Raw genomic sequence first — 12289 nt, forward strand, 5'->3', positions numbered from 1 at the left:
GGATCTCTGTGCCAGATTCCCGCTGTACCCGAACCTGTAAGAGACTGAAGAACATAAAAAACCAAACGCCGCGGCTCAAATACCGCGGCGTTTCTTATTGACGGCACGTCTGTCAGCCACCACTACTCCCCTTACGCGTATGCAGTATGGGAGAGCCTGTGATGGACAATGGATGGCAGGCCTCTGCTGACGCCTGGATCACACTGATGGGGGTAAGCGGCGACTTCAGCCGGCAACATGTTCTGGATCACCCGATCCTGAACCGTGTGCGTCTCCGGCCAAGCCCGCGCATTCTCGACGTGGGGTGCGGCGAGGGCCGGTTTTGCCGGATGCTCGCGCCCTTCGCAGGAAACGTAACCGGGTTGGATCCGACAGATGCCCTCCTCCGGCATGCGGAAGCCCTGTCTGATCAGAGGTTTGTAAAAGGTACTGCAGAAGCTCTGCCATTTGCAGACGCCAGTTTCGACATCGTAGTCAGCTATTTGACACTGATCGACATTCCAGACACGAAACGTGCAATCGCCGAGATGACGCGGGTGCTGGCGCCGGGAGGTCATCTGCTGATTGCCAACCTCAACAGCTGGATCACAGCCTCGCAATCCAAAGGCGGAGGCTGGACACGTGATCAGGACGGCGCGGCGAATATGTGCATCGACCGCTATTTCGAAGAACACCACCATTGGGGCGAATGGAATGGGATGCGGATAAAGAACTGGCACCGGCCGCAGGCGTTCTACATGCAGGCATTGCTGAACGCAGGGCTGCAGCTGACCCATTTTGACGAACCCATGGCGACGGGCGGCGAGCGGGCGGACAGCTACAACCGGGCTCCCTATCTCTACCTGATGGAGTGGCAAAAGCCGGCTGGCTGAAAACGGCGGCACGGCAAACGCCCGCCAATAAATGGCGGGCGCCGGGCCTGTTCACTTAATACGGATCAAAGATCCTGTTTCGCGTCCAAAAGCGCGTCTTCCAGCAGCTTTTCGTTGCGGGCATCTTCGATCTTGCGAATGCGGTCTTCGCTGGAGCGATGATCGAACCGGTACTTCACCACGTTGATCAAGCTGAGCGTCAGCAAGAGCACGCCCATGCCCCAATAGCCTTTGGTGGCAAGCGGTACTTCGGTGGAAAGCCACAGCGACACCCCCAGCATCGCATAGGCGATGGCGACGCCGGCGACGTTCAGCAGGATAATCAGTTTGTTGTCAGTGCTGTCGGTAAACATGTCTTTGCTCCAGTATTCAAAAATTTCTTGAGGTTGCCCGGCGGCCCGGGAGGTGCCTGGGCTGTGCCCGGTCAGTCTTTGGCTTTCAGCCGGTTCAGCACATCGGCGGCGGTGCTGCGGCTGCGGGGGCCGAAACCGGCGTCCGCCAGATCATCGGCGATGGAGCTGCTGCTCAGCTCGCCGTCGATTTCACGCAGGATCTCGCCCTGCTCAAACGGGTCATCGCGCTGCAGGACTTCGCTGATCAGCGCCTCGGCCTCCTCAGCCGGGCTGTCACCGCCGGTGTGGCGGCGCAGGCGGCGCTGGATGTCCTGTTCGCGCCGGGTGGCACGGGCGGCAATGGCGCCCTGCTTCAGGTCGGTGATGCGGCGGCTGGCGGTTTCCACCGACTGGCGCAACTGCAAGATCCTTGTGTCCAGCCGGTCCAGGGTCTGGCGGCGGACTGTCAGCTCGTTCTCCATCTCGGCTACTGCCTGGGCTGCGCTTTGCGCCAGATCCTCGCGCCCGCCTTCCAGCGCTTCGCCGGCCCGGGCCATCAGGTCGTGCACACGGGTTTGCAGGGTCTCGATCTGGCGCAACTCAGCGCGCTGGCGTTGGATCAGGCTGGCCAAGGTCAGCTTGGCCGCCTTCAGATTGCCTTCGGCCTCGCGGATCTTCTGGGTGATCAGCTCGATCGAATAGGTCTCCCGCAGCTGTTCCTCGGCCCGGGCATTGGCACCGGTGATCAGGGTCTTCAGAGTGGCGAACATCTCTTCCTCCATCTTGAACATCGTTCACAGGAAGAGTGATCGCACAATCATGAACGTTGTTCAAGAACTATTTTGAACGACGTTCAAAAATTCATTTACTGCCGATTTGATTAAGCACCTGGGCAATCATCGTTTCGATCTGATGGGGCGGCACCCCCGAAATACGCCGCTCCAGCCCCAGCAGCACAATGCCATGAACAGAAGAAAACAGCGCCCGCACCATCAGGCCGGTCTCCTCTGCGCCCATCCCCGGGAACAGCTCCCCCACTGGCCGGGCGATATTGGCAAAGAGCCCTTCCAGCGCCTCCAGATACCAGCCGGGCACCGGCCCCTCTGCGGTCATCTGCAAATCAAACAGCGCCCGCCACAGGTTGGTGTTCGCGATGGCAAAGTGCAGGTAGGCGTTGCTCATCAGGATCAGGCGGCTGGCGGGCGGCTCCGCGGCGGCGTGTTCCACCGATGCCCTGACAGCGGCCCCAAGCCTGCGGAAGGTGCGGCCGTTCACCGCCATGATGATGGCGTTCAAATCGTCGAATGCGTTGTAGATCGCCCCCAGCGCACAGCCCGCATCCTGCGCCAGATCACGGGCGCGCAACGCCCCTGCCCCGTCACGGGCAATGCGGATCTCTGCCGCTTCCACCAGTTTTTCCCGCAGCGCCGCCTTGCGCGCTTCTACTTTGCCTGCCATGGCACCCTGCCCTCATCTTGAACCACGTTCAAAATACCGAAGGCAGCGGCGGGGTAAAGCGGGAAATCAGATCAGACCGCGCCAGCGCAACACAACGACCAGCAGGATCAGCACCACCAGAAGGGAAAACGCCGCACTGCCCAGCACCCCCAGCCAAAAGCCCTTGCGCCGGTCGGCCAGGTCGATTTTCTGCAAATGCGCCTTCACTTCGCGTGCGGCGCCGCGCAGCGGTTTTTCGTCAACAGTCGGCCGCAGCTTGGGGTGTTCCAGCATCGGCAGCGCATCGGCGAGTTTCATGCCCTGTTTATAGACCCGGCGCGGCAGGCGGCGGCGCGCCCGCTTCAATGCCGCGGCCAGATCGCCGGAGGCCTGTTCGCGCTCCTTCAGCAACGTACGGATGTCCTCGATATCCTGGTCCAGGCTGGCGGCCATTCCGGCACTCTCCCTCGGCTGCTGTTCACCGCCACCCTAACCTGCGCCTGCGGCTGTCTCAATGGGGGTGGCAAGCCTTTGCCTGCGCGGGTATCTAAAGCTTATGCTGAACACGATCACACATGGCACTGCCACAAACAAAACCCCGCTGCTGATTGCCCACGGTCTTTACGGCTCGGCCCGGAACTGGGGTGTTATTGCCAAACGCCTGTCGGATGAACGGCTGGTGGTTGCGGCGGACATGCGCAACCACGGCGACAGCCCGCGGACCGAAAGCCACAGCTATCCTGAACTGGCCGAAGACCTGGCCGAAGTGATTGCCGCGCATGGCGGACGGATGGATGTGATCGGACATTCAATGGGCGGCAAGGCGGCAATGACGCTGGCTCTTAACCACCCTGATGCGGTACGCCGCCTGGTGGTTGCCGACATCGCGCCGGTTGCCTATGGCCATACCCAGATTCAATACATCCACGCCATGCGCACGGTGGACCTGGAGACAGTCACGCGCCGCCCGGAGGCCGCGGCGCAACTGGCCGAGGCAGGGGTGGAACCTGCGCTGCAAAGCTTTTTCACCCAATCGCTGGATATTCCGAACAAGCGCTGGAAACTGAACCTGGACACGCTGGCGGATCAGATGCCGGACATCATGTCCTTCCCTGACACGGATGCCGCGTGGGAGGGGCCTGCGCTGTTCCTGTCCGGGGCTGAATCCGACTACGTGCTGCCCGAACACCGCGACGAGATCCGTGCGCGCTTTCCCGCCGCCCGCTTTGCCAAACTGCCCGGTGCGGGTCATTGGCTGCACGCCGAAAAGCCGCGCGAGTTCGAAGCCGCCGCGCGGGTGTTCCTGAACGCCTAGGCGCCGCGGGCATAGAGCTGTTTGGCCACCAGCCAGGCCACCGGCAACCCGGCAAGCGCACCAATGGCCGCCGAGGCCAGAATGGCCTGGGTCGACACCAGCCCTGCGACCAGAACCGCGATGACGCCGACGCCTGCCAGGCTGGAACCAATCAGCGAATATAGAACGGATGCAAGGCGCAACATGAGGTCTCTCCTAAGCCTGTCGTGTCTCTTTGAGATCAGGCATAGGGATTCGCGAGTGCTCCCGCCTTGATCAGGATCAGATGGCAAGCCAGTGAAAGAAGAGGGGAAAAGCGGCCCCGAAGGGCCGCCAGCAGCAGACACTCCGGGGGAGGAGGCTGTCAGCCGGTTTCCACAAACACCCGGCCGCCCTCGACCCTGACAGGATAGGTATTAAGATCTTTATGCACCGGCGCCGACAGCGCCTTGCCGGTGCAGATATCAAACCGTCCGCCATGCAGCGGGCATTCGATGACGCAATCAATCACCAGCCCGTCCTCCAGGCTCTGCTCTTCATGGGTGCAGATCAGATCCGAGGCAAAGAACCCCTTTTTGGTGTTGTAGATCGCGTATGATTTGCCGCCATGCTGCCAGGAGATCAGGTCTTCCTCGTCGATGTCATCGGTGGCGCAGGCGTCTATCCATTGGCTCATGCTGTGGCTCCTGATTGGTATTTTCCGGCCTAACTCACATTGTCCGCTGCGCGACACGCTCCACCGGGCCGCCCCCGGTGATCATATGCGGCGCCTGGCGGATGCTGACGGCCTTGGTCTGGCGCCCCAGTGAGCGGCGCAGCACCACCGACATCACCTCAAGGTTGGTCTTGCAGAAGCCCGGATCCGGCTGCGGCAGCTGATCCTGCAACGCCTCGGCCAGTTTGGGCAGCGCGTGGAACGGCACCTGCGGATACAGATGATGTTCGACGTGGCTGTTCATCTTCATATAGAGGAATTCAGCCAGCCGGTTGCTGCGGAACGACCGGGTGCTCTCCAGTATCGATGGCGAATTCTCCTGCAGCTCCACGTGCTGGATCAGGGTGAACAGCAGCATGACGGGAGCCCCCAGAACGCGCGGGATCACCAGGAACCAGACCACCCACCAGATGCCAAAAAACGGCGCTGCGGCGATCAGCGCATAGATCATCAGCATAATGCGCGCGTTGCGGGTCATCTTGGCAAACTCGCCTTCGGGCGTGACCATCTTCATCGTGTCGGTGTAGCGGCCCGCTGCCAGACACACGAACACCTGCATGTGGAAGCGCAGCAGGGCAAAGCCGCTGATCTCGGCCAGCCAGCCGCCAAAGCCCATCGGCGTGTCGAACGGCATCTGGCTGTCTTTGCCCACCCACCAGGTATGGGTGTGGTGGTTGGTGTGGGTATAGCGGCGGTGCAGCGGCTCCTCCATGTAGAGGAACGAGGTGACCCACAGCACTGCCTCGTTCAGCCAGCGGCTGCGGAAAGCGGTGCCGTGCGCGGTTTCATGGCTGAAGGAATAGGCCGGCACGGTCAGGAAGATGCCGTGCAGCAGCATCGCGGGCCAGACCCAGAGCGTGCCGAGCGCGGCCCAGACCAGCGCGCCGGTGGCCGCCAGAAAAGCAACCCATTGAGCGATATAGATCAGGCCGGGCTTATCGCAGCGGGCAGCGATGGATTTCAGCGTTTTCTTGTCGAGCTTCACCCCGGAAGACGCGGCATTTGTGGGGATGTAATCAGACATCTGTAACCTTCTGGATGGCTGAAGTGATGTGTCTGACGGGTGCAGCAAACCTCCCGGCAGTCCGCTGAACTGCCCGTGGCTTCATTGCCTGCATGGGGAGGCCTGCCTTAGCTGGCGTAGTTGGAGCCTTCGTCGTCGAGGATCGCTTTCAGCTCGGCCAGGTGGCGTTCGGCCTGGTCGGGATAATCCTCCAGCTCCTGCGCAGTTTTCTCGGCGATTTCATCGCTCAGCACCCGCAGTTTCTGGCCGGTCTGCAGCGCCCGGATATAGGTCTCTGCGGCACGCTCGAAATAATAGAGCCGGTTGAAGGTGTCCGCGGCACTGTCCCCAATGATCAGCACCCCGTGGTTGCCCATGATCATGGTCTTGACCTTGGGGTCGATCAGCATCGACGCGCAGCGCGCGCCCTCGTCGTCAAACGCCAAGCCGCCAAAGCCGTTGTCTATCACATAGCGGTTGTAGAAGGTCGCTGTGTTCTGGTCGATCGGCGGCAGGGTGCTGTCGGCCAGGCAAGCCAGCACCGTGGCGTGGATCGAATGCACATGCATCACGCAGCGCGCATGGGGACACAGGCGGTGGATCGAGCCGTGCAGCCCCCAAGCGGTCGGGTCCGGCGCATCGGGGCGGTCCATCGTCTTGGGGTCATTGGCATCCAGCAGCAACAGATCCGAGGCTTTGACCCGGGCAAAATGCACCTGATTGGGGTTCATCAGGAACTGGCTGCCGTCCTCGCTCACCGCCAGGCTGAAGTGGTTGGCCACCGCCTCATGCATGTCCAGCTTGGCCGTCCAGCGGAACGCAGCAGCCATATCGACGCGCTCCTGCCAATGGGTGAGGTTCGGGCTGAGATCCGCTTGCTTGTTCATTCTGACGCCTCCGAAAGGGTTGATGCACAAGTGGTGCCAGCAGAATTGCCGGCTGACAAATGATTGATTCAGCGCTAATGCATTAATTGAATTAATGCATAGGTCGTGCGTCCGTGTCTTCTCCTGTCTCACCCTCTTCTTCGCTGCCCCCGCTCACTTGGCTGCGCGCATTTGAGGCCAGCGCGCGGCATCTGTCCTTCACCCGTGCCGCCGGAGAGCTGAACCTGACGCAATCGGCAATCAGCCAGCATGTGCGCAGCCTGGAGAATTTTCTGGGCCGCGAGCTGTTCATCCGCAAAACCCGCGCGCTGGAGCTTTCCGAAGCCGGCGCCAGTTACACGCCCATCGTGCGCGAGGCCTTTGACCTGATTGCAGCCGGAACGCAGGCTTTCACCGGCGGCGATCAGGGGCGGCACTTGGTTTTGCAGTGCAATATGGCCTTTTCGGTGTTCTGGCTGTCACCCCGCCTGCCTCGTCTGTACGAAAAGTTCCCCTGGCTGGTACTGAACATCGTGACCCCGATCTGGGATCCCGAACGTCATGCCGCCAATGCAGGCACCGAGATCCGTTTTGGCCGTCCTGCCGACATGTCCGCCGCCGCCGTCCGGCTGACGCGGGACCGGTTCTACCCTGTCTGCGCGCCGGGTTATCAGGACGGAAAAGTTGATTTCGAAACCGGGACCCTGCTGGATTGCGGCGGTGTGACAGGCTCTTGGGGGGCGTGGTTCAAGTCGCAAGGGCGCATGTTTGAACGCAATCACGAGATCAATCTGGCCTCCACCTACGTGATCGCCATGACAGCGGCGGTGAATGGCGCCGGTATCTCCATGTCGCACGACACGCTGGCCGGCGGGCTGCTGGAAAGCGGCCAATTGGTCAAACCCAGCGGGCATTCAGCGGAATTGCTGGAGAACTATTTCCTGATGCCGCCCCCCAGCCATGCCAGCACTCCGGCGACGCGGGCGTTTCTGGAGTGGCTGGAGGGTGAACTGCCTCCTGTATAGCGCCAACATGAGGCCCGCGCCTGACCTTGGGAGGGCGCGAAAGACATTTTCAAAAATCTCCAACATCACCTGCAAAAAGTGCGCTATCCGCCCGCCTCTTGCGCGTTAAGCCATGCACAGCTATATGCGCCGCACCGGTCGCAGCCTACCCGGTCACCAAAACAAGGGTACAAAAATGAAGACTATCGTTATCTGCTCGGGCGGGCTGGATTCCGTTTCGCTTGCCCATATGGTTGCTGATGAACATCAGCTGACCCGTCTTGTCTCCTTTGATTACGGCCAGCGCCACAAGAAGGAACTGGACTATGCCGCCGCCGCCGCTGTGCGGCTAGGCGTGCCGCATGACATCATCGACATGCGCGGTATCGGCGCAGCCCTTTCCGGCTCGGCCCTGACCGATGATATCGACGTGCCGGACGGCCATTACGAAGAAGACTCCATGAAGGTTACCGTGGTGCCGAACCGCAACGCCATCATGCTGACCATCGCCTATGGCATCGCTGCCGCCAATGGCGATGAGGCCGTGGCCACGGCGGTGCATGGCGGCGATCACTTCATCTATCCGGACTGCCGCCCGGCTTTCACCGAGGCCTTTGACGCGATGCAGCGGGCGGCGTTGGATGGCTATGCCGACGTGCGGCTTTACACCCCGTTTGTGCACCGCTCCAAGGCCGACATTGTCACCGCCGGCGCCAAGCACAACACACCGTTTGCCGAAACATGGTCCTGCTACAAGGGCGGCGATAAGCACTGCGGGCGCTGCGGTACCTGCGTGGAACGGCGCGAGGCATTTCATCTGGCCGGTGCCGAGGATCCGACGGATTACGCCGACCCCGATTTCTGGCAGCAGGCGATTGCCGCCAAGGACGGTGCCTGATGTTCCGGATCACCAAGGAGTTCCATTTCTCCGCCTCGCACCAGCTGACCCATCTGCCGCCCGACCACCAATGCGCCCGGCTGCATGGGCACAACTACGTGGTGGTGGTGGAACTGGCGGCCAAGGAGCTGAACGCGGATGGCTTTGTGCGCGACTATCATGAGCTGAAGCCGCTGAAGGAATACATCGACGGGACCTTTGACCACCGGCATCTGAACGACGTGCTGGAGGGGCATTCAACGGCTGAAAACATGGCCAGGCATTTCTATGACTGGTGCCATGCGCGCTGGCCTGAGGTTGCTGCGGTGAAAGTCTCGGAAACCCCCAAAACCTGGGCGGAGTACCGGCCATGACATCCCTGCGCATTGCCGAAATCTTCGGCCCCACCATCCAAGGCGAAGGCGCTTTGATCGGGGAGCCCACAGTGTTTGTGCGCGCCGGCGGCTGTGATTACCGCTGTTCCTGGTGCGACAGCATGCATGCGGTGGACAGCGCCAACCGCCACGACTGGGCGGTGATGACGCCAGAGGAAGTCATGGGCGAAGTGCGCCGCCTGTCCGGCGGCAAGCCATTGACGGTGTCGATCTCGGGCGGCAATCCGGCGATCCAGGACTTCGCCCCGGTGATCGCATACGGCAAGACCGAAGGCTACCGCTTTGCCTGCGAAACCCAAGGGTCCGTCAGCAAGCCGTGGTTTGGTGATCTTGACACTTTGGTGCTCAGCCCCAAGCCGCCGTCCAGCGGTGAAAGAGTGGATTGGAAAGCCTTTGACCTATGCCTTGAAGCCGCCAAGGGCTGCGGCCAGACGGTAATGAAGATCGTGATCTTTGACGACAAGGATTACGCCTGGGCCAAGGCCGCCGCGGAGCGCCATCCCGGACTGCCATTGTATCTGCAGCCCGGCAATCCGGAAGTTGACCCCTCCCTGCCGGTCGATCTGAACCAAGCCACAGACCGGCTGTTGTGGCTGATTGAAAAAGTAACCGGCGACCGCTGGTTCACCCCCCGCGTCCTGCCCCAGCTGCATGTGCTGGTCTGGGGCAACAAACGCGGCGTCTGAACATAGGAACCCTGACATGTCTGACAGCATCTACAGCAATCTGAAACAGCTGGGCGGCGATACCGTGGTGCCGGCCAGCCCGGAACAGGCAGAACTGGAGCGGGTGCAGAACCCGCAGTCCGACACGGCCTATAACGTGCGCTTCACCGCACCGGAGTTCACCTCCCTTTGCCCGATGACCGGCCAGCCGGATTTTGCCCATCTGGTGATCGACTACGTACCCGGTGAGTGGCTGGTGGAAAGCAAATCGCTGAAGCTTTTCCTGACCTCCTTCCGCAATCACGGCGCCTTTCACGAGGATTGCACGGTCTCCATCGCCCGCCGGCTGGCGGACTTCCTGCAGCCGCAATGGCTGCGCATCGGCGGCTACTGGTATCCGCGCGGCGGCATTCCGATTGATGTGTTCTGGCAAACCGGCCCGAAGCCTGAAGGCGTCTGGATCCCCGACCAAGGCGTGCCCCCCTACCGCGGCCGCGGCTGACACAACCCAAAGCACCTTTGACACAGTTCAGCCCGGCAGCGCAGTTGCCGGGCTTTTTGTTATTCAAAACAAGCGATACCCATTCGCGGCCACCGGAATGCACGTGGCAGAGAGTTCAGTTTGAATTTCAAACAATTTACCGCAAAAGTAGTTAAGATTTTAGTGAACCTGCACTCTGAGGCGGCGTCAGGAGACGATCCGGGCTATCCGGATACATATTTTTTGTGACGGGGGACCTTTATGAACTTTCTGGATTTGGGCAAAACGCTTTCGGGATATTTGAACGCGCTTTCGCAGGCCGGCCTTCAGGTCGAAATGTTCACGGATTTTGAGAAAGTGCCCGACGCCGCCGCCGAAACCGGCCGCCGGTTTCAGATGCCGGGTTTTGCCATCGAACGGGCCGACCACACCCGGAACTCGGCCTTTTGGCTGTTCCTGAAGGAGGGCGACACCTATGTCGGCGGTGCTGCCTCCATGCTGCAGGATCTGGGCCGCGAAACCCTGGCTGAGTTTCTGCTGCGAACCTCGCGGCATCAGTTTCCCAACGATGCAGGCGGCGGCGTTGAAAGCGTCGCAGAACCGCTGGCGCGAGAGGTCAGCGGCCGCCTGGCCTATATCGGAGAGCTGAACTTTCTGCCCGGCCACCGCGGCAAACGGGCGGAACGGCTAGAGCCTTTTATGCGGATCTTTCAAATCCTGGCGATCCAGAAATGGGATGTGGACTGGATCTACGCCTTCATCCCCGACCGCCACATGCAGGCCCGGCTGGACCTGGTCTACGGCTTCAGCCGGGCAATTCCGCGGGCGCAGAAATGGCGCGATCCGGAACCGGAAGTGCGCAGCAGCACCGAGTGGTTTGTCGGCGCATCCCGGCTGGAAATGGAACACATGCTGCAAAGCGATTTAGCCAAATTTGATATCCTGTGAGAAGTTGGCCACCATCAGCTTGCCGTCCGGTAAATATACCGGTGCCAGAACCCGCCGGTACTGCCGGGTAAAGCGGCGCCCGTTCAGCAGGTTCACGTCGATCGACGGATGGGTGATCACCGGCTCGCCGCGGCTGATCGCCTCGCTGTGCGCCAGTACAAGATCAGAATTAAGCCTGTCGCTGAACCCGTTCAGGGTGTTCCGCAGCTGCTCGCTGCTTGCCACCTCAAAGCAAATCGAGGCCAGGCTGGCCGGACCTGACTTGATCGGCTGAATGCGGTTCTTCTCCGCATCCGGCGGGTTGAACAAATCCACCTGATGCTGCAGCTGGTCAAAGCCTTCCAGGCGGCCGCTGTTGGCAAACCACCAGTCCAGGAAGTCCTGCAGCGACACGTCGCAGCCGCGGTACTGGCGGGAGCGGGCAGCCGATTGCAACTGAGCATTGAGAATTTCAAATGCCTTGCGTCCAGCCTCCTCCGCCCGGCGGTCCGGCAGCAGCTCGAGACCAGCAGTGTCCGACGAGAAATAGTGAAACGACACTCCCAGCCCGCGCGCCAGCGCATCCAGCATGCTCCAGCCGATCTCACGCTCGTTCTTCAGCGCGCTGTTGAAAGTGCCATAGGGGATCCCGCATTTCAGCGCCGCCTGCCGGTTGGACAGGTTCATATCCGTCAAAAGCGCGGAGATTTTTTTGTGAATAAGCGCCATATGCGTAAGATCTTTCATATTTAACGAAACATCTTGCATAAAACAACCGGCACGGCAATCCAGTGCCCGCGTTGATTTCGGCGGCGGCCTGGAAAACCGGCACATGCCCTGGATGACCCCGCGGGTCGCAGAAAACCATTCCTGGCGGCCGCTGGAAACAGGCGAAAGGGTCAGCGTTGGCGCACCATCCTCAGATCTTGCCAAGGCCGTCCTTCCGGACGCTATCCCGACAGGCGCCATCCCGCCGCACGGCGCACCCGGCACCTTCCGGCTGAGTTTCGAGGGCAATGCGCATCAGGCGCAGTCGATCCTTGATTTTCTGCCGACCCCCAAAAGCACGCAGGTCTTACTGCGTGACTACGGGTCCCATTTTCCTGCTGTGATCGACCAGCCGTTGAACGGCGAACGGACTGTCGCTGAGGTGGCAAGCCAGTTTGGTGTTAAAGCCACGATGATCCACGGCTGGAAGCGGGCGCTACTGGAGGGGCATCAAGAAAGGCCCGGAGATCGGCGAAGAGCAGGTTAAAGAACTGCACGCCAAGATCGGGGAGTTGGTAGTTGCCAACGATTTTTTGTCACGAAAGTGCAGGCCGTGGACCGGCAGGTGAGGCATAAAATGGTCGAACCTGCCAATTCTGAGCAGTCTATCGGCAAGCAATGCGGGCTGCTGTCGATCCCGGGGTCGTTGAGCG

At 60.9% G+C, this 12289-nt stretch carries 18 protein-coding genes; 9 read left to right on the top strand and 9 right to left on the bottom strand.

Translation table 11 applies throughout. The annotated features are described in order from the left end of the window. Positions 1-161: 161 nt before the first annotated feature. Positions 162-872: a class I SAM-dependent methyltransferase gene (locus L1069_RS22435; protein WP_237457117.1), complete on the top strand. Its 711-nt coding sequence runs from the start codon at positions 162-164 to the stop codon at positions 870-872. A gap of 65 nt (positions 873-937) precedes the next feature. Here the strand turns inward: L1069_RS22435 and L1069_RS22440 are convergent, their stop codons facing one another. The 4 genes from L1069_RS22440 to L1069_RS22455 all read right to left on the bottom strand — a co-directional run bounded on the left by L1069_RS22440 (position 938) and on the right by L1069_RS22455 (position 3094). Continuing rightward, positions 938-1225 (bottom strand): hypothetical protein, encoded by a 288-nt coding sequence (locus L1069_RS22440; protein ID WP_129370559.1) that lies wholly within the window; start codon positions 1223-1225, stop codon positions 938-940. Between the two features lie 71 nt (positions 1226-1296). Continuing rightward, a complete protein-coding gene (locus L1069_RS22445; RefSeq protein ID WP_237457118.1) occupies positions 1297-1974 on the bottom strand; it encodes a PspA/IM30 family protein in 678 nt (225 codons plus the stop codon). Between the two features lie 91 nt (positions 1975-2065). Beyond that, complete coding sequence (locus L1069_RS22450; protein WP_129370557.1) at positions 2066-2662, bottom strand: TetR/AcrR family transcriptional regulator; 597 nt, start codon at positions 2660-2662, stop codon at positions 2066-2068. Positions 2663-2728: 66 nt separating this feature from the next. After that, positions 2729-3094: a hypothetical protein gene (locus L1069_RS22455; RefSeq protein ID WP_129370556.1), complete on the bottom strand. Its 366-nt coding sequence runs from the start codon at positions 3092-3094 to the stop codon at positions 2729-2731. A gap of 61 nt (positions 3095-3155) precedes the next feature. On the opposite strand from L1069_RS22455, the gene L1069_RS22460 reads away from it, so the two are divergent. Continuing rightward, on the top strand, positions 3156-3956 hold the full coding sequence (locus L1069_RS22460) for an alpha/beta fold hydrolase (RefSeq protein WP_237457119.1): 801 nt from the start codon (positions 3156-3158) through the stop codon (positions 3954-3956). Here the strand turns inward: L1069_RS22460 and L1069_RS22465 are convergent. The 4 genes from L1069_RS22465 to L1069_RS22480 form a co-directional block, all read right to left on the bottom strand. Next, on the bottom strand, positions 3953-4141 hold the full coding sequence (locus L1069_RS22465; RefSeq protein WP_134829685.1) for a hypothetical protein: 189 nt from the start codon (positions 4139-4141) through the stop codon (positions 3953-3955). The two genes, L1069_RS22460 and L1069_RS22465, sit on opposite strands and share 4 nt — an antisense overlap. Before the next feature lie 158 nt (positions 4142-4299). Continuing rightward, positions 4300-4611, bottom strand: coding sequence for a non-heme iron oxygenase ferredoxin subunit (locus L1069_RS22470; protein ID WP_129370553.1), 312 nt, complete (start codon positions 4609-4611; stop codon positions 4300-4302). A gap of 34 nt (positions 4612-4645) precedes the next feature. Further along, the gene (locus tag L1069_RS22475) at positions 4646-5674 is read right to left on the bottom strand and encodes a fatty acid desaturase (RefSeq protein WP_237457120.1); all 1029 of its coding nucleotides are present in this window, start codon (positions 5672-5674) and stop codon (positions 4646-4648) included. 107 nt (positions 5675-5781) lie between these two features. Further along, a complete protein-coding gene (locus tag L1069_RS22480; RefSeq protein ID WP_237457121.1) occupies positions 5782-6540 on the bottom strand; it encodes a class II aldolase and adducin N-terminal domain-containing protein in 759 nt (252 codons plus the stop codon). Between the two features lie 113 nt (positions 6541-6653). Between L1069_RS22480 and L1069_RS22485 the strand changes: the two genes are divergently transcribed. The 6 genes from L1069_RS22485 to L1069_RS22510 all read left to right on the top strand — a co-directional run bounded on the left by L1069_RS22485 (position 6654) and on the right by L1069_RS22510 (position 10889). Then, positions 6654-7544, top strand: a complete 891-nt coding sequence (locus L1069_RS22485) for a LysR family transcriptional regulator (protein WP_237457122.1) — start codon at positions 6654-6656, stop codon at positions 7542-7544. A 175-nt stretch (positions 7545-7719) separates the two neighbouring features. Further along, positions 7720-8421 carry a 7-cyano-7-deazaguanine synthase QueC gene (gene queC, locus L1069_RS22490; RefSeq protein ID WP_237457123.1) on the top strand — a complete coding sequence of 234 codons (702 nt, stop codon included), beginning with the start codon at positions 7720-7722 and terminating at the stop codon, positions 8419-8421. Further along, complete coding sequence (queD, locus tag L1069_RS22495) at positions 8421-8774, top strand: 6-carboxytetrahydropterin synthase QueD (protein WP_237457124.1); 354 nt, start codon at positions 8421-8423, stop codon at positions 8772-8774. The genes queC and queD overlap by 1 nt, the downstream gene beginning before the upstream one ends. Continuing rightward, on the top strand, positions 8771-9481 hold the full coding sequence (queE, locus tag L1069_RS22500) for a 7-carboxy-7-deazaguanine synthase QueE (RefSeq protein ID WP_237457125.1): 711 nt from the start codon (positions 8771-8773) through the stop codon (positions 9479-9481). The genes queD and queE overlap by 4 nt, the downstream gene beginning before the upstream one ends. 16 nt (positions 9482-9497) lie before the next feature. Next, entirely contained in the window at positions 9498-9962 is a 465-nt protein-coding gene (gene queF, locus L1069_RS22505; protein WP_134829680.1) for a preQ(1) synthase, read from the top strand. Positions 9963-10202: 240 nt separating this feature from the next. Continuing rightward, entirely contained in the window at positions 10203-10889 is a 687-nt protein-coding gene (locus tag L1069_RS22510; protein WP_129370545.1) for a hypothetical protein, read from the top strand. Here L1069_RS22510 and L1069_RS22515 read toward each other — a convergent pair. Next, positions 10866-11615: a helix-turn-helix transcriptional regulator gene (locus L1069_RS22515; RefSeq protein ID WP_237457126.1), complete on the bottom strand. Its 750-nt coding sequence runs from the start codon at positions 11613-11615 to the stop codon at positions 10866-10868. The genes L1069_RS22510 and L1069_RS22515 overlap by 24 nt on opposite strands. 94 nt (positions 11616-11709) lie before the next feature. On the opposite strand from L1069_RS22515, the gene L1069_RS22520 reads away from it, so the two are divergent. Beyond that, entirely contained in the window at positions 11710-12123 is a 414-nt protein-coding gene (locus L1069_RS22520; protein WP_237457127.1) for a hypothetical protein, read from the top strand. Positions 12124-12289: the final 166 nt, after the last annotated feature.

Origin of the sequence: Leisingera sp. MMG026 (genome assembly GCF_021654205.1) — a bacterium.
In the GTDB taxonomy this organism is placed as follows: Bacteria; Pseudomonadota; Alphaproteobacteria; order Rhodobacterales; family Rhodobacteraceae; genus Leisingera.